The sequence below is a fragment of the Halorubrum sp. genome (genome assembly GCF_046498025.1).
Taxonomy (GTDB): domain Archaea; phylum Halobacteriota; class Halobacteria; order Halobacteriales; family Haloferacaceae; genus Halorubrum.
Genome location: NZ_JAWOBM010000069.1, coordinates 1 through 25,963 on the forward strand (window position 1 = coordinate 1; position 25,963 = coordinate 25,963).

26 protein-coding genes are annotated in these 25,963 nt (G+C 71.3%); 17 read left to right on the forward strand and 9 right to left on the reverse strand.

Features of this window, described 5'->3' with window-relative positions; all coding sequences use genetic code 11:
- Positions 1-1,932 (reverse strand): caspase family protein (locus tag R6U01_RS12740; RefSeq protein ID WP_410286831.1); only part of this gene is annotated, 1,932 nt, incomplete at its 3' end.
- A 193-nt stretch (positions 1,933-2,125) separates the two neighbouring features.
- Between R6U01_RS12740 and R6U01_RS12745 the strand changes: the two genes are divergently transcribed.
- The 3 genes from R6U01_RS12745 to R6U01_RS12755 all read left to right on the forward strand — a co-directional run bounded on the left by R6U01_RS12745 (position 2,126) and on the right by R6U01_RS12755 (position 5,338).
- The gene (locus R6U01_RS12745) at positions 2,126-3,082 is read left to right on the forward strand and encodes a succinylglutamate desuccinylase/aspartoacylase family protein (RefSeq protein WP_410286832.1); all 957 of its coding nucleotides are present in this window, start codon (positions 2,126-2,128) and stop codon (positions 3,080-3,082) included.
- The gene (locus R6U01_RS12750; protein WP_410286833.1) at positions 3,082-4,329 is read left to right on the forward strand and encodes a pyridoxal-phosphate dependent enzyme; all 1,248 of its coding nucleotides are present in this window, start codon (positions 3,082-3,084) and stop codon (positions 4,327-4,329) included. The genes R6U01_RS12745 and R6U01_RS12750 overlap by 1 nt, the downstream gene beginning before the upstream one ends.
- Positions 4,330-4,432: 103 nt before the next feature.
- The gene (locus R6U01_RS12755; RefSeq protein WP_410286834.1) at positions 4,433-5,338 is read left to right on the forward strand and encodes a ketopantoate reductase family protein; all 906 of its coding nucleotides are present in this window, start codon (positions 4,433-4,435) and stop codon (positions 5,336-5,338) included.
- Between the two features lie 35 nt (positions 5,339-5,373).
- Here R6U01_RS12755 and R6U01_RS12760 read toward each other — a convergent pair whose 3' ends face one another.
- Positions 5,374-5,595 (reverse strand): hypothetical protein, encoded by a 222-nt coding sequence (locus R6U01_RS12760; protein WP_410286835.1) that lies wholly within the window; start codon positions 5,593-5,595, stop codon positions 5,374-5,376.
- A gap of 277 nt (positions 5,596-5,872) precedes the next feature.
- Between R6U01_RS12760 and R6U01_RS12765 the strand changes: the two genes are divergently transcribed.
- Genes R6U01_RS12765 through R6U01_RS12775 form a run of 3 tightly spaced genes read left to right on the forward strand, consistent with a single transcriptional unit; the run spans position 5,873 to position 9,137 of the window.
- On the forward strand, positions 5,873-6,721 hold the full coding sequence (locus R6U01_RS12765) for a CBS domain-containing protein (protein WP_410286836.1): 849 nt from the start codon (positions 5,873-5,875) through the stop codon (positions 6,719-6,721).
- Positions 6,722-8,518: a glycine--tRNA ligase gene (gene glyS / locus R6U01_RS12770; protein WP_410286837.1), complete on the forward strand. Its 1,797-nt coding sequence runs from the start codon at positions 6,722-6,724 to the stop codon at positions 8,516-8,518.
- A 1-nt stretch (position 8,519) separates the two neighbouring features.
- Positions 8,520-9,137 (forward strand): dolichol kinase, encoded by a 618-nt coding sequence (locus tag R6U01_RS12775; protein ID WP_410286838.1) that lies wholly within the window; start codon positions 8,520-8,522, stop codon positions 9,135-9,137.
- Positions 9,138-9,208: 71 nt separating this feature from the next.
- Here R6U01_RS12775 and R6U01_RS12780 read toward each other — a convergent pair whose 3' ends face one another.
- From R6U01_RS12780 to R6U01_RS12795, 4 genes are all read right to left on the reverse strand, one after another.
- Complete coding sequence (locus R6U01_RS12780; RefSeq protein WP_410286839.1) at positions 9,209-10,192, reverse strand: replication factor C small subunit; 984 nt, start codon at positions 10,190-10,192, stop codon at positions 9,209-9,211.
- Between the two features lie 136 nt (positions 10,193-10,328).
- Positions 10,329-11,276 (reverse strand): electron transfer flavoprotein subunit alpha/FixB family protein, encoded by a 948-nt coding sequence (locus tag R6U01_RS12785; RefSeq protein WP_410286840.1) that lies wholly within the window; start codon positions 11,274-11,276, stop codon positions 10,329-10,331.
- Entirely contained in the window at positions 11,276-12,064 is a 789-nt protein-coding gene (locus R6U01_RS12790) for an electron transfer flavoprotein subunit beta/FixA family protein (protein WP_410286841.1), read from the reverse strand. The genes R6U01_RS12785 and R6U01_RS12790 overlap by 1 nt, the downstream gene beginning before the upstream one ends.
- 105 nt (positions 12,065-12,169) lie before the next feature.
- The gene (locus tag R6U01_RS12795; protein ID WP_410286842.1) at positions 12,170-13,498 is read right to left on the reverse strand and encodes a helix-turn-helix transcriptional regulator; all 1,329 of its coding nucleotides are present in this window, start codon (positions 13,496-13,498) and stop codon (positions 12,170-12,172) included.
- Positions 13,499-13,686: 188 nt separating this feature from the next.
- Here R6U01_RS12795 and R6U01_RS12800 point away from each other — a divergent pair, with 188 nt between their 5' ends.
- From R6U01_RS12800 to R6U01_RS12810, 3 genes are all read left to right on the forward strand, one after another.
- Complete coding sequence (locus R6U01_RS12800) at positions 13,687-14,949, forward strand: hypothetical protein (RefSeq protein WP_410286843.1); 1,263 nt, start codon at positions 13,687-13,689, stop codon at positions 14,947-14,949.
- Positions 14,950-15,055: 106 nt separating this feature from the next.
- Positions 15,056-15,490, forward strand: a complete 435-nt coding sequence (locus tag R6U01_RS12805; protein WP_410286844.1) for a hypothetical protein — start codon at positions 15,056-15,058, stop codon at positions 15,488-15,490.
- A 129-nt stretch (positions 15,491-15,619) separates the two neighbouring features.
- On the forward strand, positions 15,620-16,072 hold the full coding sequence (locus R6U01_RS12810) for a type IV pilin N-terminal domain-containing protein (protein WP_410286866.1): 453 nt from the start codon (positions 15,620-15,622) through the stop codon (positions 16,070-16,072).
- Positions 16,073-16,098: 26 nt separating this feature from the next.
- Here R6U01_RS12810 and R6U01_RS12815 read toward each other — a convergent pair whose 3' ends face one another.
- A complete protein-coding gene (locus R6U01_RS12815) occupies positions 16,099-16,746 on the reverse strand; it encodes a methyltransferase domain-containing protein (protein WP_410286845.1) in 648 nt (215 codons plus the stop codon).
- 149 nt (positions 16,747-16,895) lie between these two features.
- On the opposite strand from R6U01_RS12815, the gene R6U01_RS12820 reads away from it, so the two are divergent.
- Entirely contained in the window at positions 16,896-17,723 is an 828-nt protein-coding gene (locus R6U01_RS12820; RefSeq protein WP_410286846.1) for a DUF6663 family protein, read from the forward strand.
- 31 nt (positions 17,724-17,754) lie between these two features.
- On the opposite strand, the gene R6U01_RS12825 is transcribed toward R6U01_RS12820, so the two are convergent.
- Positions 17,755-18,729 (reverse strand): C-terminal binding protein, encoded by a 975-nt coding sequence (locus tag R6U01_RS12825; RefSeq protein WP_410286847.1) that lies wholly within the window; start codon positions 18,727-18,729, stop codon positions 17,755-17,757.
- A gap of 181 nt (positions 18,730-18,910) precedes the next feature.
- On the opposite strand from R6U01_RS12825, the gene R6U01_RS12830 reads away from it, so the two are divergent.
- Positions 18,911-19,195 carry a hypothetical protein gene (locus R6U01_RS12830; protein ID WP_410286867.1) on the forward strand — a complete coding sequence of 95 codons (285 nt, stop codon included), beginning with the start codon at positions 18,911-18,913 and terminating at the stop codon, positions 19,193-19,195.
- A gap of 58 nt (positions 19,196-19,253) precedes the next feature.
- Here R6U01_RS12830 and R6U01_RS12835 read toward each other — a convergent pair whose 3' ends face one another.
- Complete coding sequence (locus tag R6U01_RS12835) at positions 19,254-19,535, reverse strand: ArsR family transcriptional regulator (RefSeq protein ID WP_410286848.1); 282 nt, start codon at positions 19,533-19,535, stop codon at positions 19,254-19,256.
- Positions 19,536-19,894: 359 nt separating this feature from the next.
- Between R6U01_RS12835 and R6U01_RS12840 the strand changes: the two genes are divergently transcribed.
- The 6 genes from R6U01_RS12840 (at position 19,895) to R6U01_RS12865 (ending at position 25,945) form a co-directional block, all read left to right on the forward strand.
- Positions 19,895-20,203 (forward strand): hypothetical protein, encoded by a 309-nt coding sequence (locus tag R6U01_RS12840; protein ID WP_410286849.1) that lies wholly within the window; start codon positions 19,895-19,897, stop codon positions 20,201-20,203.
- Position 20,204: 1 nt separating this feature from the next.
- On the forward strand, positions 20,205-22,025 hold the full coding sequence (locus R6U01_RS12845) for a ribosome biogenesis/translation initiation ATPase RLI (protein WP_410286850.1): 1,821 nt from the start codon (positions 20,205-20,207) through the stop codon (positions 22,023-22,025).
- 209 nt (positions 22,026-22,234) lie between these two features.
- The gene (locus tag R6U01_RS12850; protein ID WP_410286851.1) at positions 22,235-22,957 is read left to right on the forward strand and encodes a DUF4129 domain-containing protein; all 723 of its coding nucleotides are present in this window, start codon (positions 22,235-22,237) and stop codon (positions 22,955-22,957) included.
- Positions 22,954-23,706: a hypothetical protein gene (locus R6U01_RS12855; protein WP_410286852.1), complete on the forward strand. Its 753-nt coding sequence runs from the start codon at positions 22,954-22,956 to the stop codon at positions 23,704-23,706. Before R6U01_RS12850 ends, R6U01_RS12855 begins: the two co-directional genes overlap by 4 nt.
- Positions 23,703-25,199 (forward strand): DUF58 domain-containing protein, encoded by a 1,497-nt coding sequence (locus tag R6U01_RS12860; RefSeq protein WP_410286853.1) that lies wholly within the window; start codon positions 23,703-23,705, stop codon positions 25,197-25,199. The genes R6U01_RS12855 and R6U01_RS12860 overlap by 4 nt, the downstream gene beginning before the upstream one ends.
- Positions 25,196-25,945 carry a hypothetical protein gene (locus tag R6U01_RS12865; protein WP_410286854.1) on the forward strand — a complete coding sequence of 250 codons (750 nt, stop codon included), beginning with the start codon at positions 25,196-25,198 and terminating at the stop codon, positions 25,943-25,945. The genes R6U01_RS12860 and R6U01_RS12865 overlap by 4 nt, the downstream gene beginning before the upstream one ends.
- Positions 25,946-25,963 lie beyond the last annotated feature (18 nt).

The following is a 25,963-nucleotide window of genomic DNA, read 5'->3' on the forward strand; positions in this document are numbered from 1 at the left end:
TTTCGCGGATAGATCCCAGCAATCCTCTTCAGAATCACTCAGATTCAACACTAGCGCCACCCCACTCCGACTCTGACAAATCGTCGTCCCGCCGTCCCCGACGACGATGTACTGGTGGCCGGTGATCAGCTCGCGCTTCGCGACGTGGAGCGCGGTGCGGAGGTTGAAGCCGCTGTTCATCAGGCGGGCGACGATCCGACCGAGCTGGGTCGCTGGCGAGTTCGCCACGTCGGAGAGGGTGACGATGCCGCCGCGGGAGCCGCGGTGGACGAGGGCCTCCCCCTGCTGGTAGGACTGGCAGGCGTTGAGCAGGAAGGCGCTGACGCCGACGTCGAGGTCCTCGTCGGTCAGGTCGAGGTAGTCGTCGGTACACTGCATCCCGCGGCTGTCGACGTGGCCGACGTAGTGGAGGAAGTCGACGTCCGACTGGAGGACCTCGCGCATCTCCGCGCGGGTGAGGTCGTGACGCACCTCGATGTCGAACTGCACCATGTCGCGGAGCCCGTACAGGTCCGCGACCTCGCCCTCCTCGCGCATCTGCTCGTCGTTGCAGACGACGAGGACGGAGATCCGCGACTGCTCGACCGCGCCGGCCTCCAGTCGGCGGTGGTACGCGTCGAGGGTCGCCTTGTTGGCGTCGAGCGGGACGCCGTCGCCGACCCACGCGTGCTCGACGGTGTCGACCGGCTCGGGCCGCAGGAAGTCGGCGTCGGCGGGCACCGCGCCGCGGTCGGTCGAGGCGTCGGCGCCCCGGACGGTCGAGGTGTCGGCGCCCCGGACGGCCCCGGCACCCCCCCGAACGAACTCGTCCGGACCGAGGGACGCCGCCTCGGCTCCCGGACCGCGGAAGAGCCCGACGCCGCCCCCCTCGCTCGCGGCCACCGGCGTGGCCGTTTCGGGAGACCGGACGATCGACAGCTCCCCTGCGATGAACGGCAGCATCTCGACGTTGTCGGGGTCGGGCCGCACGTCGGTCGTCAGCGTCCACTGCGGGAGCTCGGGCTCGACGCGCTCGAACGGGACCGCGAGGTACTCGCCGAGGCGCTCCGCGAGCGGCAGGTCGTACAGCCGGCCCCAGTCGAGGTCGAGGTCGGTCGTCTCGCGCTCGTGGAGGTCGACCGGGTAGAACCCCTCGGTGCGGGCGAGACAGTCGAAGTGGAACGACTGCCGGAGCACCTCGGCGGTCCGGCGCTCGAAGTCGGGCTCCAGCGGGTAGCTCCAGCCGTCGCCCTCGATCCGGGGGGCGTCCCCGGGAACGACGTCGGCCGCGAAGTAGTACGCGAGCGAGACGACCGGATAGAGGTACTCGTACGCGGGCGGTACGACGATCCGGATCCCGGAGTCGAGCGGCTCGATCTGCTCCGGCACGCGGAACTCGTCGCCCGGCTCGATCAGCGGCGGGTGCCCCCGGAGGGTGGGGAAGGACCGCTCCGGGCTCGTCGTCTGGAGCGCGGAGCCGAGCAGCGACACGGCGCGCATCAGCGACTCGGGATCCGTCGGCGTCTCGATCGTCCCCGCCGGCACCTGGTGGAGCGACCGGAACCCGAGCGTGACCTCGGCGGGGGCGTCGAGGTCGATCCGGGTGGTCCGATCCGTCGTCGACACCGAGAACCCCGACTCGAAGGCGAGGTAGAGCTTGGTCGGCGCGGGGTCGATGCCGACGTGATAGGTCCCGGCGGGCATGCAGTAGGAGTCCCCCCGGGTGAGCAGCGTGCCGTCGCCGGCGCGCGTCTCGACGACCGCGACGCGGGGGATCTCGACCGACGCGGTCTCGACCGTGACGCTGGCGTCGACGGGGAAGTAGTGGGCGTCGCCGGGGGTCGCGACCGGGTCCACCGTCCGGTCGGTGTACACCTCGAACTGGGTGTTCTCGATGTGGTCCGTCACCGTGAGTCCGTCCCCGTCCGCCAGCGGTTCGATGTCGATGCTCATGTGTGGGAGCGCCGAGTCCGGCCGACGACGGGCGGAACGCCGGGCGAGAGCCCGGGCGGTCCGCACCCGACCCCCGCGGCCGGGCGGACGCGGCGTTCAGTGTCTGGTTCTCGGTCGAAACCGCGATAAAGGTTGTGTCGGCCAATCGCTGTGGACCGAACGGATAAAGGGGCGCCCGGCCCACGTTCGGGTAATGATCACCCTTGGAACGGCCCGCGCCCCGCCGGGCGAGACGGACACGGGCCGTCTCGAAGTGGGCGAGACGCGGGACGGGAGCCCCGTGCGACTGCCGGTCGCCGTGATCAACGGCGCGGCGGCCGGGCGGACGCTGTACGTGCAGGCGGTCAGCGACGGCGACGAACTCAACGGGTTGGGCGTCGTCAACCGCGTGGTCCCGCGAATCGATCCGACGGAGCTGTCCGGCACGGTCCTCGTCGTCGGCATCGTCAACTACTTCGGATTTCAGGTGGCGGAGCACCGGAACCCGATCGACGACCGAAAGATGAACCGAGGGTACCCCGGCGACGAGGGCGGGACGACGAGCGAGCGGATCGCTCACGCGACGTTTCAGGCGGCGAAGCGCGCGGACCTCATCCTCGACCTCCACCAGGGGTCGACCAGCCGGATGATAAACGAGACGCGGGTGCGGTGCGGCGTCCGCCACCGCCTCCACGGCGACTGCCTGGAGCTCGCGAAGGTGTTCGGCTGCGGGCACGTCCTCGACATCAAGGGCCCGGACGGCCAGCTCGCGCGGGCCGGACCGGAACACGGCATCCCGACGATCGACCCCGAACTCGGCGGCGCCGTCGGCTGGGACGAGGAGTCGATCCGGTACGGCGTCGACGGCGTGTTCAACGTGCTCCGGCACTACGGCTTCCTCGACGGCGACGTCGAGATCGAGCGGCAGATCCGGGCGCGCGGGTTCGACCAGTACGGGTCGCCCGCGGGCGGGTTGATCCGGTTCGAGCGCGACCTGGGCGAGCGCGTCTCGGCCGGGGACGTCCTCTTCGAGGTCACCGACACCTTCGGCGGCATGAAGGGGCGCGTGACCGCCGACGACGACGGCGTCTTCTGGCGCACCCGGCGGCTCCCGCAGGTCGCCGCCGGCGAGTACGTCTGTTCGGTCGGCACCAACGTCGACCGCTACTGATGCCGGTCGACGACGACCCCGCCGGATCGGACGCGGGGGAGACGGACGCGGGGGAGACGGACGCGACGCCGAGACGCCTCGCGTGCCCCGAATGCGGCGCGACCGTCGTCGACCGGTGGCGCTGCGGGTGCGGCGCTCCCCTGAACTTCGCCGACCCGCCGATCCCGGACCGCTCTCCGCCGGACTCGGAGGAAAGCGCGGTATCCGACGCTCGCGACGGGCTCTGGGCGTACGCGGCGTTCCTCGCGGTCGGCGACGACCCCGCCGATCGGGTGACGCTCGGCGAGGGGATGACCCCGCTCGTCGCCGCCGACGGCCCGCGGAGCGATGCCGACGGCGGCGGAAGCGACGGCTGGGACGCCGAGTTCAAGCTGGAGTACGTGTTCCCCACCGGCTCGTTCAAGGACCGGGGGGCGACGACGACGCTCACGCGCGCTCGGGAGCTCGGGGTCGAGCGCGTCGTCGAGGACTCCTCGGGCAACGCCGGCGCGGCGATCGCGACGTACGCGGCCCGCGCCGGGATCGACGCCGCGGTGTACGTCCCGGCCGACGTCAAGGAGTCGAAGCTCCGCGCGATCCGCCGCGCCGGGGCGGAGCCGGTCCGGATCGAGGGGAGCCGGGCGGACGTGACGGCCGCCTGCGTCGCCGCGCTCGGCGGAGGTAGTGCGGGCGGATCGGACGGCGGATCCGGCGGCTCGGCGTGGTACGCCAGTCACGCCTGGAACCCGGCCTTCTTCGAGGGGACGGCCACGGTCGCCTACGAGATCGCCGCACAGCGCGGCTGGGAGGCCCCGGACGCGGTCGTCACCCCGCTCGGTCACGGCACGCTGTTCCTCGGCGCGTACCGCGGGTTCCGGCGGCTCGAACGCGCCGGCTGGATCGACGCGGTCCCGCGGCTCTTCGGCGCGCAGGCGGCCGGGGTCGCCCCGATCGTCCGGGAGCTGCACGGGCCGGCGGCCGCCGATCCCGACGGACGGGTCAACGCGGCGGCCGACGGGATCCAGATCGCGGAGCCGGTGCGGAGCGCGGAGATCCTGGCGGCGATCGCCGCCACCGACGGCGACGCGCTCGCGGTGACGGAGGCGGCCGCGACGCGCGAGCTCGACCGGCTCCACCGAGCGGGGTTTTACACGGAGCCGACCTGCGCCGTCGCGCCGGCCGCGCTCCGGGAGCTCCGCGAACGCGGGGTCATCGGCCCCGACGACGACGTGGTCGTCCCGCTGACCGGTAGCGGGCTGAAGGGGTAAGGGACGGGACGTCGTCGCTCGGACGGTCGGCGTCACCGCCCCGTCCGGCCGGACGCCCGACACCACCGCCACGCCTTTTCAGTCGCGTCCCGTGGTGACACGTATGAAGATCCTCGTCTACGGCGCCGGCGCCCTCGGCAGCCTGATCGGCGGGCTGTTGGCCCGGGCACACGACGTCACCCTCGTCGGCCGCGACCCGCACATGCGGCGGATCCGGGAGGACGGGCTCCGGATCGACGGGGAGATCGACGCGCACGTCCACCCGCAGGCGCTCACCGACGGGGCGCACCGCGCCGCCGACCTCGCCCTGATCGCCACGAAGGCCTACGACACCGACGCGGCGGCGCGGGCGCTCGCCACCGGCGAGTACGACGCGGTCTGCTCGCTCCAGAACGGGCTCACCGAGGAGCGGCTCGTCGCCGCGCTCGACCCGACCGTGCTCGCGGGCACCGCGAGCTACGGTGCCCGGCTCGCGGAGCCCGGTCGGGTGACGTGTACGGGGGTCGGTGAGGTCGTCGTCGGCTCGCTCGCCGGCGGCCGGGACCCGCTCGCCGAGCGCGTCGGCGCCGCGTTCGACGAGGCGGGGATCGAGACGACGGTCGCCGGGGACATGCCTCGACGACGGTACGAGAAGCTCGCGGTCAACGCGGGGATCAACGGCCCCTCGGCGCTCGCGCGCCTCTCGAACGGCGCGACGCTCGACGGGCCGGGCGGCGAGGTGGCGCGCGAGGCGGCCCGCGAGGTGGCCCGCGTCGCGCGCGCCGACGGCGTCGACCTCGGGGACGACGAGGCCGTCGCCGCCCTCGAGCGCGTCGCCGCCGACACCGCGGCCAACCGCTCTTCCATGCACGAGGACGTCGCCGCCGGGCGACGGAACGAGGTCGACGCGATCTACGGCGCCGTCGCCGACCGCGCCGACCGCTTCGGCGCGTCGGCGCCCACGTGTCGGACGATCGCGTCGCTGATCCGGGCGTGGGAACTCGGAGCGGGAGTCCGGGAGTCGGCGTAACGGAACGAGGGCGAAAACGGGAACCGGCTACCGGGTCAGCACCACTCCTCGAGGACGGTCGCGTCGGTCTCGTCGACCGAGACCCACGCGTTCTCCCGCGAGACGTCCGCGATCACCAGCTCCGGTCGCGACGCCGAGGAGTCGATGGACGCCATCACGTCCGGCGAGTCGTCGGCGTCGAGCGTCGGATCGGTGGGCAGCGCCGTCCGACGGCGATCGGGGTCCGGGTCGTCCCAAGGAGTGGAACTCCGTGACATGGTTGTCAATTGTTCACAGTAGGTATAAGCGTTCCGAACCGAAGCCGCCCGCCGTCGGCGGATCCGCGCACCGAGCGAGCGAATCGACGGCGAAGCGGCCTCGAAGCCGTCGATCGGACGGATATCGGCGACGAAGGGCGTCGATCCGACGGACGGGTTGGACTGCTGTCTCTTCCGCGTTCGGCGAGCCGAGACCGGACCGCGACCGCTCGCCCGCCCCGCGCCGTCCCCGCCCACCTTCGCAGTATACAAGAGGTGCCACGCTGAAAGACGGTGCATGAACGTTTCAGACGCCATGACGCCCCGGGCGGATCTCGTCGTCGTCGAGATTCCGGGGAGCCGGAACGACGTGCTGGAGTATATCAAAGAGTACGGCTTCTCCTCGGTCCCCGTCGTGAAGGACGTCGACGGCGACGAGGTGTACCGCGGGCTCGTCACCCGGGACGACCTCATCGAGCAGCCGGACGAGGACCAGCTCGCGCTGCTGATGCGCGAGGTGCCGACCGTCGGCGCGGACGACGACATCGTCGACGCCGCCGCCACCATGGTCGCCGAGGAGTCCCGCCGCCTCCCGGTCGTCGACGGGACCGAGATCCTCGGCATCCTCACCGTGACCGACGTGGTGCGGGCGATCGCCCGCGGCGAGATCGACGGGGACACCGAGGTCGGCGACCTCGCGACCCGAGCGGTCAACGCGACCCACACCGAGACCCCGCTGCCGGTCGCCGAGCGGGAGATCGGGCTCGCGAACGTCCCCTACGCCGTCGTGCTCGACGACGACGCCGCGATCGCGGGGATGCTCACAGAGGTCGACATCCTGGCGGTCGCCCGCGTCGTCGAGGGCGAGGCGAGTACCGGCGACTCGATCGCCGAACAGGACTCCGAGTGGTCGTGGGAGGGCATCAAAGCGACCGGCGCGCGCTACCTCCCGACCCGTAACGTGGAGCTCCCGGCGGAGGCGACCCGCCACTTCATGACCGAGGACCTGATCACGGTCAACGCCACCCGGACGGCCAAGGAGGTCGCACAGGAGCTCATCAGCAACGACATCGAGCAGGTCCCCCTCGTGAGCGGCACCGACCTCGAGGGCATCGTGCGCGACGTCGACCTCCTGGAGGGGTTATAAATGGCCGCGGACGACCTCGTCGAGCTGGCGAAGCGACGGGGCTTCTTCTTCGGCTCGAACGGCGCGTACGGGGGCACCGCCGGCTTCTACACGTTCGGGCCGCAGGGCGCGGCGCTGAAGCGGAACCTGGAGGACGCGTGGCGCGACCGGTTCACCCTCCGCGAGGGGAACCGCGAGATCGAGGCGCCGACGGTGATGCCGGAGGCCGTCTTCGAGGCGTCCGGCCACCTGGAGGGGTTCGACGACATGCTCGTCGCGTGCGGCGAGTGCGGCGAGTCCCACCGCGCCGACCACCTCGTGGAGGCCGTCACGGAGATCGAGGACGCCGAGGCGCTCCCCGGCGAGGAGGTCGAGGACCTCATCGCCGACAACGAGATCGCCTGTCCCTCCTGTGGCACCCCGCTGGCGGGCGAGCCGGTCGAGGACTTCAACCTCATGTTCGCGACCGACATCGGACCGGGCGACGGCCAGCCCGGCTACCTCCGCCCGGAGACGGCGCAGGGGATCTTCGTCGAGTTCCCGCGGCTGAAGGAGTACGCCCGCGGCAACCTCCCGTTCGGCATCACGCAGATCGGCCCCGCCTACCGCAACGAGATCTCGCCGCGCGGCGGCCTCCTCCGGCTCCGCGAGTTCACGCAGGCCGAACTGGAGCAGTTCATCGACCCCGAGGAGGACGAGCCCCCGCTCGACCGCGTCCGCGACGTCGACGTCCGGCTGTACCCGGCGACCGAACAGGAGGCCGAGGACGGCGAGTACGTCGAGACGACGATCGGCGAGGCGGTCGACGACGGCGTCATCGGCTCCCCGTGGGTCGGCTACTACCTCGGCGTCGCGAAGGGGTGGTACGAGCGCGTCGGCGTCGACACCGACCGGTTCCGGTTCCGTCAGCACCTCGCGGGCGAGCGCGCCCACTACGCGGCCGACTGCTGGGACGCGGAGAGCGAGGTCGACGGCGACTGGATCGAGATCGCGGGCTTCTCGTACCGCTCCGACTACGACCTCTCGAAGCACGGCGAGTACAGCGACGACTCCTTCACCGTGTTCAAGCGCTACGACGAGCCGCAGACGGTCGAGCGCGCGACGGTCGACCCCGACATGTCCGTCCTCGGCCCTGAGTTCGGCGGCGACGCCAGCGCGGTCGCCGAAGCGCTGGAGACGCTCGCCGAGCGCGACCCCGCCGCCTTCGACGGCGAGACGGTCGAGGTGACCGTGGGGGAGGGCGACGACGCCGAGACCCACGCGGTCGACGTCGACGTCGCGACCTTCGCGGTCGAGGAGACCACCGAGAGCGGCGAGCACATCACGCCGCACGTCGTCGAACCGTCCTTCGGCGTGGGGCGCACCGTCCAGACGCTCCTCGCACACGCCTACCGCGAGGACGAGGTCGACGGCGAGGCGCGGACGTACCTCTCCTTGAAGCCCGAGATCGCGCCGCAGGACGCCGCGGTGTTCCCGCTGGTGACCAACGACGACCGGCTCGTCGACCTCGCCGATCGGGTCGCGAGCGACCTCCGCGCGGCCGGCCTCGCGGTGGCGTACGACGACTCCGGCTCGATCGGGCGGCGCTACCGCCGACAGGACGAGGTCGGCACGCCGTTCTGCGTCACGGTCGACCGCGACGGGATCGAGGGCGGCGGTCCCGACACCGTCACCGTCCGCGAGCGCGACTCGGCAGCGCAGGTCCGGGTTCCGGCGGCGGAGCTGGCCGGCGAGCTGGCCGCGCTCCGGGCCGGCGACCCGTTCGACGCGCTGCTGGACCGGTACGAGACCGTCGAGACGACCGTCGAGACCAACTGACGTGGCGCTCTCGACGACGGCATGGCGCGAGCGCGTGGAGTTCGAGCGGCGGCTGGTCCACTCCGGGGGAACCCTCTACCCGGTCCCGTACCTGCTCGGCTGGCTCACGTGGACGGAGACGCGCTACTTCCTCGTGGCCGCGCTCGCCGTCGTCCTCGCTCTCGAGTTCCTTCGGCTCGTGGTCGGTCTCGACCACGCCCTCTACCGGAAGCTCACCCGGGAGTACGAGAACGACGCGCTCGCCGGCTACGCGCTGTATCAGGTGAGCATGACGGGCGTGGCCCTCCTCGTGGAGCCCACGCTCGCGATCCCGGCGATGTGGATGCTGTCGGTCGGCGACCCCGTCAGCGGCGCGCTCGCGGACAACGACGCCACGGAGGCGAAGCGACCGGCCGCGTGGATCGCCATGTTCCTCGTCTGCTTCGGGCTCGCCGTCCCGTTCACGATCCCCGCGTTCGGCCCCGACGCGGGCGTCGCCGTCGCGATCGCCGGCGCCGTGCCCGCCGCGGTCGCCGACGGGCTCCCGCCGATCATCCGCGAGGTCGCCGTCGACGACAACCTGACCATTCCTCCCGCCGCCGCCGTCGGAATGCTCCTCGCGCTCGCGGTGTTGGGGTAGGGCTCGGGCCGCCGGCGTCGTCGGTCGGGACGCGCGGGGCGCCGATTCGCTCCCGAGCCGCCTCGCCCGGGCTACTCCTTCAAGGACAGCGAGGCGAGCAGCGACTCCAACTGGACCTGCTCGTTGGCGCCCTCGGCGATCCGGTAGTCGGCCTCGCCGATGCGCTCCATCAGCGCGACCGCCTCGCGCTCGCTGAGGTCGAACTCCCAGACGGAGCGGTGGAGCTGGTCGATCACGTCGCCGCCGGCCATCCCCGTCTCGGTGAGGAGCTGATCGAGGGTCGCCCGCGCCCGCGAGAAGTCGCCCTCCAGCGCGTTCGTCACCATCGACTCGATCTCCTCGGGTCGGGCGGTCGCGGTGATCGCGTACACCGCCTCCTCGTCGACGACGTCCCCGGTCGTCGCCGCCGCCTGCAGCGAGTTGATCGCGCGGCGCATGTCGCCGTCCGCGGCGTACACGAGCGCGTCGACGCCCTCGTCGGTCACCTCGATCCCCTCCGCGGCCGCGATCTCGCGGGTCTGTGCGGCGACGGCCTCGTCCGAGAGCGGCGAGAAGCGGAAGACGGCACAGCGCGACTGGATCGGGTCGATGATCTTCGACGAGTAGTTACACGAGAGGATGAAGCGGGTGTTGTCGGAGAACTGCTCCATCGTCCGGCGTAATGCTGACTGGGCGTCAGACGTGAGCGAGTCGGCCTCATCGAGGAACACGATCCGGAAGTCGCCGCCGAACGAGGAGCGCGCGAACCCCTTGATCCGGTCGCGCACCACGTCGATGCCGCGCTGGTCGGAGGCGTTGAGCTCGAGGAAGTTCCCGCGCCAGTTGTCCTCGCCGTACACCTGGCGGGCGATGGCGGTGGCCGCGGTCGTCTTTCCCACGCCGGCAGGTCCACTGAAAAGAAGGTGCGGGATGTCGTCCTGTTCGATGTAGCTCTGGAGCCGCTCGACGATGTCCTCCTGTCCGTGGATGTCGTCGAGCGACTGCGGCCGGTACTTCTCGATCCAGATCTCCCGGCCGGTCGCGGTCGCAGCCGTCTGCTCGTCGGCCTCGCTCATGCCGGATCGGAGGGTCGGTGGGGTCATAAACGAACCGAGAACGGGCCGGTGTCCGCGGCCCGGCGTGGGTCGTCGACGAGCCGTCGAGCCGCGGCGTCGCCCGTCCACGCGAACTCGTCGAGGCGGCGCCGCCCGCCTACGCGAACTCGTCGACGAGCTCGGGGATGACCTCGAACAGGTCGCCGACGATGCCGTAGTCGGCGATGTCGAATATCGGCGCGTTCGGGTCGGTGTTGATCGCGATAATCGTGTCCGAGCCCTTCATCCCGGCGACGTGCTGGACCGCGCCGGAGATGCCGACCGCGACGTACACGTCGGGGGTGACGACCTTCCCGCTCTGCCCGACCTGCCGGTTCTTCGGGAGCCAGCCGTTGTCGACGATCGGCCGGGAGGCGGAGAGCGTCGCCCCGAGCGCGTCGGCGAGCTCCTCGACGAGCTCCAGGTTCTCCTCCTCCTCGATGCCGCGGCCGACCGAGACGAGCACGTCGGCGTCGGCGATGTCGACGTCGCCGCCGGCGACCTCCTCGAAGCCTGTGACGCGAGCGCCGGACGCCGGCAGCTCGACGTCGACCGACTCGATGGCCGCGTCGCCGACGCCCCCGGCGGGCTCCCACTCGCCGCCGCGAACCGTGAGCACGTGGCGGTCGCCGTCGACGTCGACGGTCGTCTCCACCTTCGAGCCGTACATCTCGCGGGTGATCGTCAGGCCGCCGTCGTACTCGACCCCGATCACGTCGGTCACCAGCGGCAGGCCGCGGTCCTCGGCCACCGCGGGGGCGTAGTCGAGGCCGTTGACCGAGTTCGGCGCCACGACCGTGGCGGCGTCCGTGCGGTCGAGCAGGGCCGCGATCGCCGTCTGATAGACGTTGTGGTCGAACTCCTCGCCGTTCCCGACGGTGTGGATCGCGTCCACGCCCTCGCGGTTCATCTCCTCGGCGAAGGCGTCGACGTCGCCGCCGACGACGGCCACGTGGAGGTCGCCGCCTCTAGCGTCGGCGAGCTCGCGGCCCGCCGTGATCGCCTCGTAGGAGACGTCTCGGAGGTCCCCGCGGCGGTGTTCGGCGACGACGAGCACGTCGGCCATCACGCGCTCACCCCCTTGTCGCGGAGGACCTCGGCGAGGCGTCCGGCGACCTCGCCGGCGTCGCCCTCGATGATCTCGGCGTCGGACTCGCTCTCCGGCTCGTACATCGACGTGATCGTGAGCGCGCTCTCGACGTCCTCGGCGGTCAACCCGAGGTCGCCGAGGTCAGTCGCGTCGATCTCCTTGCGCTGGGCCTGCCGGATGCCGCGCAGGCTCGCGTAGCGCGGCTCGTTGATCCCGGTCTGAACGGTCAGCACGGCCGGGAGGTCGACGTCCGTCAGCTCCTCGACGCCGCCCTCGAGCTCGCGGTGGACGTGGGCGACGCCCGCGTCCGCGTCGACCTCGAGGTCGTTGACGACCGCGGCGTGCTCGAACCCGATCCGCTCCGCGAGCGCGACCCCCGTCGCGCCGAATCCGGTGTCGGCGGCCTGGACGCCGCCGAGCACGAGGTCGGGCTCCTCCGCCTCGACGACGGCCTCGAACGTCGAAACCTTCGCGGCCACGTCGGAGAACCCCTCCTCGAAGGCGTCGTCCCAGACGCGGACCGCCCGGTCGGCTCCCTTCGCGAGCGCCATCCGGATCGTCTCCTCGGCCCGCTCCGGACCGATGGTGACGGTGACGACCTCGTCGGCGATCCCGGCCTCGGAGAGCTGGACCGCGGCCTCGACCGCGTAGTCGTCCCACTCGTTGAGGTCGTACTCGAGGTCGGATTCCGCGATGTCGGTTCCCTCGATCGCGAAGTCGTCGTCCGCCTCCGCGACCTCCTTGACGGTCACCAGAACTTTCATGTTCGTTACTCGGTCGCTCGCCCTGTAAGGGTTTTCGGAACGCGTCACTCCGCGCGAGGAGTTGGTTTTGGCCGCGCTCGGGATCGCCTCCGGCGTCGGCGCGCGCTACCGCCGGTTTCCGGCCCCGTTCGCGCCGTCGCCGGCGCCGTTTGCGTCGGCCCCGTTCGCGTCGGCCCCGTTCGCGTCGGCCCCCTCACCGTTCGCGTCGTCGGAGATCGAGATCAGGTTCTCGCGGCCTAAGCGGAGCTTCTCGATGCGTCCCTCGTCGGCCATCGCCGACAGGAGCTGTGAGACCTTCGCGTCGGACCAGCCGGTCTCCGTGACGATGTCGGCCTGGCGCATCCGTCCGCCGTTCTCCGAGAGGAGCCGTTCGACGCGCTCCTCGTCGGAGAGCAGCGAGAGGTCCTCCTCGGGCTCTGGTTCCGCCGCGTCGGCGTCTCCGTCAGAGTCGGCGGTGGGATGCGCGCTCACCTCACCGGTCCGGTCGGTGTCGGCGTCCGTCTCCCGGTAGTCGCCCTCGCCGCTCCCGTTCGCGGTCGTCGCCCCGTTCTCGTCGCGTCCCATCCGTCGATAGCCGACGACGCTCCCCGCGATGAGCAGCGCGGCGACGACGATCGCCGCGGCGAGCATCTCCCACGGCGGCCCCACGGCGCCCGCCGGCGCGTACACGACGGCGACCTGCTCGTCCTCCTCGAACGTGCGCGGTCCCTCGATCGTCACGGCGTTGTCGCGTATCTGGACGGTGGAGCCGGGCGTTCCGGTGACGGCGTACCCCTCCGGGGTGGCCACCTCCAGCGTCTGCCCCTCGGCGAGCGACCGGAGCCACGTCCCCTCGGGGGTCGTCAGCGCGTCACCCAAGACGAGGTTCTCGCCGTCGGTCCCGAGGAACTCCGTCCAGACGAACGTCAGCCGAAGCTCGCCCACGGCGACGGTCTCCTCTCCGGCGACGTCGAACTCGGAGGGGTCCTCGTGGACGGTCACCTCCCGGTCGACGTCCTCGATCCGCATCGTCCGGTCCACGTTCCGACTGGCCTCCCGCGCGAACCCCTCGAACAGCGTCGGGTCGGGACCCACCCCACCGTCGAGGAACTGCTCGCCGGCGGTCTCGAACGCCGCGACCTCCGTCTCGTCGGCGAGCGCGTACCTGACGGACACCTCCCACCGCGCGTCGCGGTCCGGCGTCGGCTCGATCCGGATTCGCGTCTCGGTGGTCGGGTCGAACTCCGTTTCGATCTGTCCGACGGGCCCCCCTATCGTCCCGCCCGCCAGCGCCGCGGGGAGGTCGCCCGCGGTCTCCCCGTGGCGGGGCTGGTCGCCGGGCATGACCGACGGAGACGACCCGGCCGCGGCGGCGGCGACCGGCGCCACGACGCCGCCGACGAGGAAGAGGGCGAACAGCGAGATGAGGAGGACGCGAGACGAGGAGTTCCGCATGCACGTCGGTTCTCACATGGACCGGGCAAAACCCTTTCCATAGCCCGTTTGCAGACTGGAAAAACGGCCCCCTCGGCTGCCTCTCGGGCTCAGAGAGCGTGTTCGGAACGCGTCTGCGTCGCTGATCCCTCCCGCGACGCGGCGGCGTTGAGGTGGATTTTTTATATCAGGACGCAAATCCTTGCACGATGAGAGCCCTCCCCGTCGTCGTCGCGATCCTGCTCGTGACCGTCCCGATCGCGGGGACGACCGCTCCCGCCGCGGGGTCCGGGTCACCGCCCGTCATCGAGGCCCCCGAACCGGTCCGGCCGCAGACCGACGCCTCGCAGGTCGATCAATCGAACCTCACCTTCAGAACGCTCTCCGCGCCGGCCGAGACGGACGCGCGGATCGGCAGTTCTCCCCGCGGCGCGAACCTCGGACCGGCGCTCTCTTTCGCGGTCGACGACACCGACGCGGCCGTCGAGACCGCGGCCGTCATCGACCGGATCGAGAACGCAGAGACGAACACGGAGCGGCAACAGCTGATCCTCGCGGCGCTCAGCCGCGTCGAGCGCGACGAGGTGAGCCTCCACAGCCGCCAGATGAACGCCCTCCGCGCACACGCGGCCGGCGAGATCAGCGACCGAGAGCTCCTCGACGAGCTGGTCCGCATCGCCGCCACCGCCCGCGAGTACGACGAGCGGCTCGACGAGATCGACGCGCTCGCCGAGGAGACCGACGGCTTCAGCTCCCCCACCCGACTCGACGAGCTCCAGGTCGCGCTTCAGGTGTACGAGGGCCCCGTCCGCGACCTCGCGCTCCGGACGGCCCGCGGCGAGGTCTCGGCCACGGAGATCCACGTCGAGTCGACCTCGACCTCGGTCACGCTGGCGACGGTCGTCGACGACGACTACGTCCGCGAGACGTTCCGCAACGACCGGTGGGACCGCGGCGGCGGCGAGATAAGCAACGACGCGGCGATCAACGTGACGACGTCGTCGTACCCCGAGACGACGGCGCTCCGAGAGCCGGACGCGTTCGGCGCGGGCTCGGTCCAGCGGATCACCGTCCCGCACGAGTACGGGTTCCTCCGCGCGTTCGTGAGCGGCGGGACGGAAGGGGTGTTCGTCGAACACCAGCGGTTCGACCTCGACTCGTTCCCCGACACGGAGCGGGCCTCCGAGAGCGGCGACGGGTTCAACGTCACGGTCGATCGGAGCTACGCCGGCGGACCGGTGACCGTGACCGTCCGCGACGAGGAGACGGGCGAGCCGGCCCCCGACGTCACCGTCACGAAGAGCGTCGGCGACGGCGACAGCAGGGCGATCGGCACCACCAACGCCGACGGGGTCGTCAGAACCCTCTCGCCCGCGGAGTCGTACCGCATCACCGTCGTCGACGAGCCGCGCGTCGTCGTCGTCGACGACCTCCAACCGATCCCGACGCCGCGGCTCGTCGACGACGAGTAGCTCGGCCCGCGGGCCGTCGCCGACGCCCGAGCTCCGACGGTCGGGGATTCCCGGACCCTCGGAACCGGTCCCGGCGCTCTTGTGGCCTCCGCCTCGAGACGCGGTCATGCGTCTCCGCGACCGACCGCTCTCGCACTGGGCGCTCCTCGCGGTGCTCGGTCAGCTCGCCGCGCGCGCCCTCGTCGGCGGGACCGCGCTCGTCCTCGATCCCTCGGGCGGTCTCGTGAAGGCGTCGCCGGCCCCGCTCGCCGCGACGCCCGTCGACGACTTCCTGCTCCCCGGGATCGCCCTCGTCACGGCGTTCGGGATCGGGCCCATCGCCGCCGGATACGGACTCCGCACGCGCCGCCCGTGGGGGCGTGTCGCGGCGGTCGCCGTCGGCGTCGCGCTGGCGGTCTGGATCGGCGTCGAGGTCGCCCTCGGATTCGTTCGATCGACCCTGGCGCTGAACCTCGCCACCGCGGTCGCGGTGGTGGCGCTCGCCGCGCCGCCGCTCGTCCGCTCCTCGGCCGGCGGGACTACCGAGTCGGAGCGTCGGTGACGCCGCACTTCCCGCCGTCTCCACGGGTTTTTATCCGAAGTCGCGGCCAGCCGTCCCGTGCCTCTCGACCGCTCACCCCCGTCGTCGCGTCGCCCTACCACGGGCGGCGCCCGCCGCTCCCGCCGGGCGATCGCCCCTGTCGCCGGCGTCCTCCTGCTCGCGATCACCGTCGTCCTCGCGGGCGGCGTCGTCACCGTCGCGCTCGGTGACCCCGTCGCTCCCACCGATCCCGCGCCGGCGACGTCGCTGTCGCTGTCGGCGACCGACGACCGGATCACGGTCACGCACCGCGGCGGCGACGCGCTCGACGCGAGCGAACTCGACGTGCGCGTCAGCGTCGACGGCGAGCCGCTCGCCCGCCAGCCGCCGGTCCCGTTCTTCTCGGCGGCGGGGTTCCACCCGGGGCCGACCGGCGCGTTCAACGCCGCTCGCGACGACCGCTGGCGCGTCGGCGAGTCGGCGTCGGTCCGGGTCGCCGGAACGAACGACCCGGTCCCCGACCCGGGCGCCACGGTGGTCGTCGAACTCTCGGTCGACGGTCGGCCGGTCGCGACGCTGGAGACGGTCGTCGAACCCGACTGAACGGGCGGACCGAGGGCGCTCGCGCGCTACTCCTCGGGGACCTGCGCCACGGACTCCTCGGGAACCTGCGCCACCGTCGTGATCGCTCTGGGGCTCTGCGGGCTCGCCCGCTGGATGTGGTGTTCGAACTCCTCGTAGCCCGCCGCCTCGAACATCCGGTCGGCCTCCTCCTCGTCGTAGAAAAGCATGATCGCGTCGGCGACCCGCTGGAGGACGCGGTTGTGCGGGTAGTCGGGACCGACGACGAGCACCTGTCCGCCCGGCTTCGCGACGCGGCGCAGCTCACGGAGCCCCTCCACGGGGTTCGGCCAGTACTCGATCGAGCCCGACGACCAGACGACGTCGAACGTGTCGTCGCGGAAGGGGAGCCGCTCGGCGTCGCCGCGGTAGAAGTTCACGCGGTCGTGCTTCCCGAACTTCTCGAACGCCTTCTCCATCTGGTGGACGCTCTGGTCGAGCCCGTGGACGTCGTCGGCGTGTTCGAGCAGTCCCTCGGTGCCGAACCCGGTGCCACACCCCACGTCGAGCACCTTCGGGTCGTCGCCGAACTCCAGCCAGGAGAGCGCCTCCGTGCGCATCTCCGCGGTCCAGGTGAACCGGTTGACCCGGTCGTACACCTTCGAGAGGTACTTGTAGAACAGGCGGGCGTTCGACTTGTCCTCGAGGATCCCCATTTACCGTTCCGTAGGGTCGCCCGCCCCATAACGACACGGATCCGCCACACGGGGTGGGGCCGCCGCGAGGGCGGTACGCGCGCACCGGCGCGGGCGCTGCCGACGCTCCGGTCCGACCCGCTTATCCGCCCGCCGACCGATCGACGCGTATGGACCCGACGACGAGCGGCCGGTTCCGCGTGCACGACCGGCGACCGCGACCGGACCTCGGCGACGCTCCCGCCGTCGACGCTCCCACCGATAGCGACGAGTCGACCGCGCGCGCCGACGATCCTCCGGAGGAGTTCGTCCTCGTCGAGCTCCCCGACGGCCCCGTCGATCCGACGGCGCCCGACGCCGAGGACCAGTTCGAGCCGCTGTACGCCACCGCGGAGGGGTACGAGGGCGATCTCGCCGAACGCGTGGCGTCGCTGGAGCCCGGCCACCTCGTCGACGCGACGCTGGCGTGGACGGACGCCTCGGCCCGGTTCGTCGACGTCGAGGTCGTCCGGGAGACCCGGTTCCGGTTCGCCGACGAGGTGGAGGGGATGTTCGAGGCGGCGGTCGAGACGTGGGAGCAGATTCGCGCCGCGGGCGAGGCGGTCGGCTCGATCACCACCCGGTCGAACGACGGCGAGCCGAACGGCGCGCTGTACCTGTTCGCGGACGCCCCCGGCGGCGACGCCTTCGCCGACCTCCGCGCGGGGCGGCTCCCGATCGAGCCGCTCGTCGCCCGCGTCAACGAGTCCCGCGAGGACGACGACCCGCGGGAAGTGTTCGTGTTGCGGCCGGCGGCCCACGACTTCGTCGCCGTCTACGTCGTCTTCGACCGCGACGGCGTGCTCGCCCAGACGGTCCGGGACACGTACGACCTCGGCCCCGGGCTGGCGGCGGGGCTGGAGGCGGGCGCGTTCGAGGCGGCGAAGGCGGACGACACCGGACCTATCGACGGCGACGACTCCGAGGACGACGATTTCGACGCCCTCGACCGGCTGTAGCTCCTTCCTCGCAGCCGCGACGGTCTCGCCGTTACAGCCAGTCCGCGTCCGGGTCGACGCGCCCGGCGGGCGTCTCGCCGTTCAGGACGGCGGCGACGTCGGCCGCGCCGCTCCGGTTCAGGTCGTCTCTGGCCTCCTCGCTGTACCACGCCGCGTGCGGCGTGACGATCGTGTCGTCTCGACCGACGAGCGGGTCGTCCTCGGGGGGTTCCTCGGTGAGCACGTCGAGGCCGGCGCCCTTGATCGCCCCGCGTTCGAGCGCGTCGAAGAGGGCGTCGGTGTCAACCACCGGCCCGCGGCTCACGTTGACCACGACCGAGTCCTCGTCGAGCCGCGCGAGCGCGTCGTCGTCGACTATCTCGCGGGTCGCGTCGGTGAGGGGCGCGTAGACGCCGACGTGGTCGGCGCGGTCGAACAGCTCCTCGAAGTCGACCTTTTTGACGCCGAATTCGGCCATCTCGTCGGCGTCGACAAACGGGTCGTACGCGACCAGCTCCGCGTCGAAGCCGGCGAGCTGCTCGGCGGCGCGCCGCGCGATGGGACCGAACGAGAGCAGGCCGATCGTCGACGCGCTCACGCGGCGGATCGGGCTCCCGGCCTCCCAGCTCCAGCCGCCGGCGACGACCTCACCGTCGTACGCCTTCAGCGAGCGCAGGCAGGCGAAAAGCAGCGAGACCGAGTGGGTCGCCACCTCGTCGGTGCAGTAGTCGGGGACGCGGGTGACGGTGACGCCCTCGTCGGCCGCGGCGCCGACGTCGATGTTGTCGACGCCGACGGCCGACCGGACGACTACCCGCAGGTCGAGTCCCGCGAGCGCCTCCGCGGTGACGGGCGTGTTGATGTCGGTGACGAGCGCGTCGGCGCCCGCGGCCGCCTCCGCGACTCGCTCGGCCGACCCCAGGTCGGCCACCTCGATCTCGACGGGCTCGTCGACGCGCTCGGCGAGTACCTCGCGGTACGTTTCCGGGTCGATCATCGGGAACGACGACAGGACCACCGTTGCCATAATCCCGGCTTTCTTCGCCTGCCACTTGACGGCTGCCATTGACGTAGTCAGGTGCTCAAACGTTTATTTTCGATCGTGATCGTTCCGCATCGAGGGTCGGACCTCGCTCGTTTCCGGAGGCTCTTTGCGCGCCGGGCGACTACGTGTCCACGTGACCGACGACAGTTCGGCCAAGCCCCCGATGCTCGTCTTCCTCGAGTCGCTGGCGTTCTACCGGAACGTCCGGATCGGTCTCGTCGCCGGCGCGGGTCTCGCGCTCCTGTTGTACCTCGTTCGGACCCTCGAGCTGCTCGGTCCCGTGATCGACACGCGCGAGTACCCGCTGTTCGGCCCGGATGTCTGGTTCCTGCTTCTGGCGTTCGTCCTGGCGGCCACGTCGGCGCTGCTCGTCGCTATCGCGCTCACGGTCGCCGAGGCGGTGCGGGGTGCCGGCGAGGCGTCGACGGAGCGACCGGGGACTCGGTAGGTACTGAGCGACCGGGAGGGGCGGAGGACTGGTCAGGCGTGAGGCTACGGATTCGGGCTCAATCGGCGGTACAGGAGGCTTCGCTCTCCTCGCCGGTGAACTCCTGGGCGGGCTCGGTGAGTTTATACAGGTTCTGTCTGGCGTCCGCGAAGTAGACGTCCTCGTCGACGACGCCGATCCCCTCCAGTCGTTCGAGGGCGTACCGAACGGTTCGTGCCGACAACATCGACTCCTGGACGATGCCCTTCTGTGTCAGCGGGCCGTTGTACTCGAGCACCTTGAAGACGAGTTTGGCGCTCGGCGGGAGGTCGTCGAGCCCCTCCGTTTGGGTTCCTTCCATCGTTACGAATCGAAACCGTACATCGTCATAAATGTTGATGGCCGAGGCCCCCAATTTCGGCATTTTGTCCCGTTATCCGGACGATATCGCCGGTTACTGGCGTGACATGCGGCAATTTCTTCTGGTATCTGCCCGGTCGACTGACCAGTCAGTCAGCGATATCGCTCGCGCGCGCTCCCTCTCGCTCGGCGCGGTCCGTTTCCGCTCGGCGCGGTCCGTTTCCGCTCGGCGCGGTCCGTTCGCCCACCGCGCTCGCACCGATCGCGCTCCCCGGCGCGTCCCGACCGCTCGGCGCCGGCTCTCGACGACTCGACGGGCGGAACGAACGGCTTTTTACGGGCGCTCGCGGATCCGTTGGTATGAGCGACGACTCGGGCATAACCGGCCACACGCGGAGCGTGGTCGTCACGACGATCTGCAGTCTGGCGGGGATCGCCGCCGGCGTCGTCTCGGCCGCCTACGTGGGCACCGACGTGGCCGCCGCCCAGAGCACCACGGTCGTGCTGGTCCTCGGCGCGTTCGTGCTCGCCCAGTTCCCGCTGTACAAGGTCATCGGCGTCGGCGACTTCGGCGTCAAGGACAACCTCTACGTGGCGTTCCTGACGTTCACGCTGTGGTTCATCAGCTACACCGTGCTGGCGACGTCCGGCGTGCAACTGGTGGCGTGAGATGGCGGACGACAGCATCGCCGTGGTCGACCTCGATCGGTGTCAGCCCGACCGCTGTAGCTACGAGTGCGCGAACTACTGCCCGCCGAACCGGACGGGCAAGGAGTGCATCACCAAGCGCGGCGAGGACACCGTCGAGGGCGACCCGGACCAGATCCACATCTCCGAGGAGATCTGTCTCGGCGAGACCTGCGGTATCTGCGTCGAGAAGTGTCCGTTCGACGCGATCGAGATTATCAACCTCCCCTCCGAGCTCGACGAGGACCCGGTCCACCGCTACGGCGAGAACGCCTTCTCGCTGTACGGGCTCCCGACCCCCGAGCCGGGCAACGTCACCGGGATATTGGGCCCGAACGGGATCGGGAAGTCGACGGCGGTCCACGGCCTCGCCGGCGAGATGGTCCCGAACCTCGGCGACCACGAGACGGAAGCCCACTGGGACCGGGTGCTCGACCGGTTCCGCGGCACTGGGCTCCAGAACTACCTCAAGTCGCTGAAGGAGGGCGAGGTGAGCGTGTCCCGCAAGCCGCAGTACGTCGACCAGATCCCCAAGCAGTTCGACGGCAACACCCGCGAGCTGCTGGAGCGCACGGACGAGCGCGGCGCGCTGGACGAGCTGATCGAACGGCTCAACATCGCCCCGGTGATGGACCAGGACATCGACTCCATCTCCGGCGGTGAGCTCCAGCGCGTCGCCATCGCGGCGTGTCTGGCCCGCGACGCCGACTTCTACTTCCTCGACGAGATCACGCCGTACCTCGACATCGGCCAGCGGATGATCGTCGCCCGGCTCATCCGCGAGCTGGCGGACGACGACGCCGCCGAGCGCTCGATGCTCGTCGTCGAGCACGACCTCGCCATCCTCGACCTGCTCGCCGACACCCTCCACGTCGCGTACGGTGAGCCGGGCGCGTACGGGGTCATCACTGACCCCAAGTCGGTCCGCAACGGGATCAACGAGTACCTGAAGGGGTACCTCGACAACGAGAACATGCGGATTCGGCCGTCCGCGATCACCTTCGAGGAGCACGCGCCGCGCGTCGCCTCGCGCAGCGAGACGCTGGTCGAGTACCCGGATCTCTCGAAGTCGTACGGCGAGGGGGAGTTCGAGCTCCGCGTCGAAAGCGGCGCGATCAACCGCTCGGAGGTGCTCGGCGTCGTCGGCCCGAACGGGATCGGGAAGTCGACGCTCGCGAAGCTGTTCGCGGGCTCGCTGGAGCCGGACGAAGGGGAGCTCGACTTCGCGCTCGACATCGCGTACAAGCCGCAGTACATCGAGATCGACCAGCCGATGCGCGTCGACGCGTTCCTCTCCTCTATCACCGACGAGTTCGGCAGCTCCTACTGGAACACCGAGGTCGCGCAGCCGCTCCAGTTGGAGCGGATCATGGAGCAGAACCTCGCGGACCTGTCGGGCGGCGAGCGCCAGCGCGTCGCCATCGCGGCGTGTCTCTCGGAGGACGCGGACCTGTACCTGCTCGACGAGCCCTCCGCGCACCTCGACGTCGAGCAGCGAGTCCGCGCGACGACGGCGATCCGCCGATACGCCGAGAACCACGACGCGACCGTGATGGTGATCGACCACGACATCTACATGATCGACCTCCTCGCCGACCGCCTGATGGTGTTCGACGGCGAGCCGGCCCAGCGCGGTCACGCCGCGCCGCCACAGGACATGCGCGACGGGATGAACGAGTTCCTCGCCGACCTGGACATCACCTTCCGCCGCGACGAGCGCACCGGGCGCCCCCGGATCAACAAGCCGGGCTCGCAGCTCGACAGCAAGCAGAAGCGCGAGGGCGAGTACTACTACTCGGGCTAGTCGTTCGGTTCGAACCGTCGGCAGTGTAGCGGGCGGGGCTCCGTATCAGGCCGATCGCGCCGGCAGAGTCGCTCTCCGATGAGCGCCTCGCGATCGTTACGGTGTGTATACTAAACCCTCTTTGACGTGTCCGTTCCGCAAATGCGGTTGGCCCTCATCGAATCGTCGCCGAGTAGCGGCTGTCAGTCCGTCACCTCGTCTCTCGCTTTATGAATCGGTCACGACTCCTGCCGGCGCTGATAGCGCTGCTGGCGATCACGTCGTTGAGCGTCGCGTCGACGACGCTGGAAACGAGCCTGACGACCGACCCGGACGAGGAGATAAACCCGGACTGGGACAGCCTGCCGATCGGCCAGGGCGACGCGGCCGCGATCCAGGAGTCTATCGAGAGCGGAGGCGAGGAGAGCGACGCTCCCGGAGACCCGACCGGCGGCGGGGCGGACGGGGACCCTGACGGTGAAGCAGGCGGGGGCGATGACGGCGACGCGGCCGGCGAACGCTCGCTCTTCGACCGTCTGGTCGCGCTGTTGAGTGCCCTCTTCCGTCTCCTCCTCCCCATCGCGGTGGTTCTGGCGGCGGCTGCGCTGGCGTATCGGTACCGGGACGTACTGGCCGACTTCTTCGGGCGCGACTCCCGAACGCCCCCCGCGACCGAGCCGCGACCGGCGGCCGGACACTGGCCCGGAACGGCCCCCGAACACGACGTGGACCGGGCCTGGGTGGAGGTGATACGCCGGCTGAATCCGGAGCGGCCCGAGACGACGACCCCGGACGAGTGCCGGGCGCTCGCCCGCGGTCGAGACGTCGATCACGACGCCGTCGAGTCGATCGTCTCCGCGTTCGAGCACGTACACTACGGCGGACGTTCGGTCGACGCGGAGCTCGACCGGGCTCGCGAAGGGCTCCGCGCGCTGGAGAGCGGTGTGAAATGACCGACCGATCCGCCGCCGAGGGGCTGCTCGCCCGCCTGGGTCGGGCGACCCGCGTCCTGCTTCTCCTGGTGGGGGTCACGACGCTCGGTGTCGGACTGCTCGTCGTGGTCGATCCGGAGACGGAGGGCGCGCTCCGGGTTGACGCGGCGATCGAGGCCCTCGGGAGCGACTACGTGGTGCTGGCAGCGCTCGGCCTTCTCGCGGTCGGGCTTGCGCTGCTCCTCGTGGCGGCACGGCGCGTCCGCGGCGTCAGCGAGGCAACGCCGCCGGCCGTCGAGGGCGTCCTGACGGCGACGTACGCAGGTGCGTCGTTCGACCGCGCCGGCGGCGGACGACTGCGTCGGCTCCTCTCCGCCCGGTCGGCGACCGATCGTCGCCGTCGGCTCCGGGAGGCGGCGATCCGGGCGACGATGCGCGCGGAGGGCTGCTCGCGGACCGACGCCGCACGTCGCGTCGACGAGGGGACCTGGACGAGCGACCCCGTCGCCGCGCCCTACCTCTCCGCGTCGGGACGCGGAGTCCTGAGCGGTGCCCTCTCCGCTCTGGGGGGCGCCCGCGACGGCGATACGGCCGACCGGACCGTCGACGCCATCCTGGCGAAGGCGACCGGCGAGAGGTCGGTGACCCGGGACAGCGATAGGGCCGGGGACGCGGACTCGAACACCGTCCGGGACGCGGATCCGGACGCCGATCGAGAGTCGGACCGCCACTCGGACTGGCGGTCAACGACTCGGGAGGGTGGCCAGTGACGCCTGGTATCGCCGCTCTCCGTCAGTGGCTCGATAGTTCAGAGCCTCCCGAACGGACCGCGGTCGACGGAGGGGTCCGACGGGGCTCCGGGGTCAGAACCGACGGCGGGGGCACGGTCGACCCGGCGTCCGCGACGGGCCGACCGTCGTCGGTTCGGTGGACCGGTCGCTGGCGCGGGATCGCCGCCGTCGCGCTTCTCGCGGTGGCGATCGGCGTCCTCGCGAAACGCCCCCCGCTGTTGCTGGTCGGCGCTCTCGCCGGCGCGTACGTCGCCTACCCGCGTCTCACCGCGGTTCCCGACCCCGATCTGTCCCTCCGACGAGAGGTGGACCCGGCGTCGCCGGAGGACGGCGAGCGGGTGTCCGTGCGGACGACGGTCACGAACGAGGGGGACGCGCCGCTCGCCGACGTCCGGATCGTCGACGGGACCCCGCCGATGCTCTCGGTCTCGGACGGATCGCCGCGGCGTGCGACGGCGCTGCTCCCGGGCGGCGAGGCGACGATACGCTACGAGCTCCGGGCGCGCCCGGGTCGTCACGTGTTCCGGCCGGCGACCGTGCTCTGTCGCGACGCGAGCGGGTCGGTCGAGGTCGAACGCTCGCTCACCGCGGCGAGTTCCCTCGAGTGTGCGGCAGCGGTCCCGACCGTCCCGCTGCGCGCACAGAGCGGTCACTACCCGGGTCCGCTGGTCACCGACGATGGGGGCGAGGGGATCGAGTTTCACTCCGTCGAGAAGTACCGGCGCGGGGACCCCGCGAACCGGATCGACTGGCGCCGATACGCGCGGACGGGCGAACTCACCTCGATGGCGTTCCGCACCGAACGGCTCGCGGAGGTGGTGGTGTGCGTAGACGCGCGACCCGCGTCGTATCGGGCCGCGGACCCGACCGAACCGCACGCGGTCGCGCTGGCCGTCGACGCCGCCGACCGCATCGGCGACGCGCTGTTCGACGCGAATCACCGGGTCGGCCTGGCCGGGTTCGGACGGCGCGTTTGCGTGCTTCCGGCCCGGAGCGGTCGCGAACACGCCGACCGGTTCCACCACCGGCTGGCGACGGATCCGGCCTTCGGGCTGGACCCCCCGAAAACGGCGCGCACGGCCGAGCGCGAGGGCGGGACAGCCCCGTCCCGACCCGGTACTGGAGACGGCCCGAACGGCGCTGGCGCGGGCGCCGACGGGGCCGTACCGATCGACACCCAGCTGTCCAGAATTCGGACCGAGGTCGGGGCGGACACACAGGTCGTGTTGATCACGCCGCTGTGCGACGACGAGGCCACTCGCATCGCCCAGCGGTTCGAGAGCGGCGGGACAGCCGTCACGGTCGTCAGTCCGGACGTCACCACGGGGGAGACCACGGGCGGGCGGCTCGCCCGACTGGAGCGGACGCATCGGCTGAGCACGCTACGGAACGCGGGTATTCCCGTCGTCGACTGGACGCCCACCCAGCCGCTGGGTGCAGCAATGGCGACCATCGAGGGGAGGGGGCGGTGACGGCGCCGGACGCGACGGAAACGGGGGCGGTGCCCGACGGGGAGACCGCTCGGTTCGTTCGCCGACCGGCGGTCGGGAGCGGCGTCATCGCCCTCGCTGCCGGCAGCGTTGCCGTGGCGCTCGTCGCCGACGCGGCCCTCCAGCGCGAGGTCCTTCGGCTCGCCGTCGTCGGCGTCCTCGCCTTCGGGGTCGGCGGACGATTCGTTCGTCGCGGCGGGACGGCCCTCGGGGCGCTGGGTGCGCTGGTCGCGCTCGGTGGGGGGCTCGTCGTTCTCGTCGCGATCGGACAGGCGGCCACGCGGCCCCCGCAGGTCACCCACCGGATCGAGTTGCTCCCCGGGATCGTGGGTCTGTGGACGCTCTCTGCGGCGCTCGCGCCGGCTCGGTTCGGGTGGAGTCGGGCCCTGATAGACGTCGGTACCGGCTTCGTGTTCCTCGGCGTGCTCGTGACGGGGGTGACACAGGGGGCGGGTCCCACCGCGCTCCTGCTCGCGACGCTCGCGACGATCCTCGCGTGGGACGCGGCCGAGAACGCGGTCTCCGTGGGCGGGCAGATCGGCGTGCAGCCCGGCGCGAGGACCCTTCGGGCCGAGCTCGCTCACACGGGGGTCGCCGCGAGCGTCGGTGCGAGTGCCATCGCGATCGTGCTCGGGGTCGCCCGTCTCGGCATCGACGGCCTCCCGTTCGGCGCGCTCGTCGCGCTCGTCCTCGGCAGCGTGATACTGGTCCTCGGCTCCGACCGGTAGCCCGCGCTCGCCGGTCGG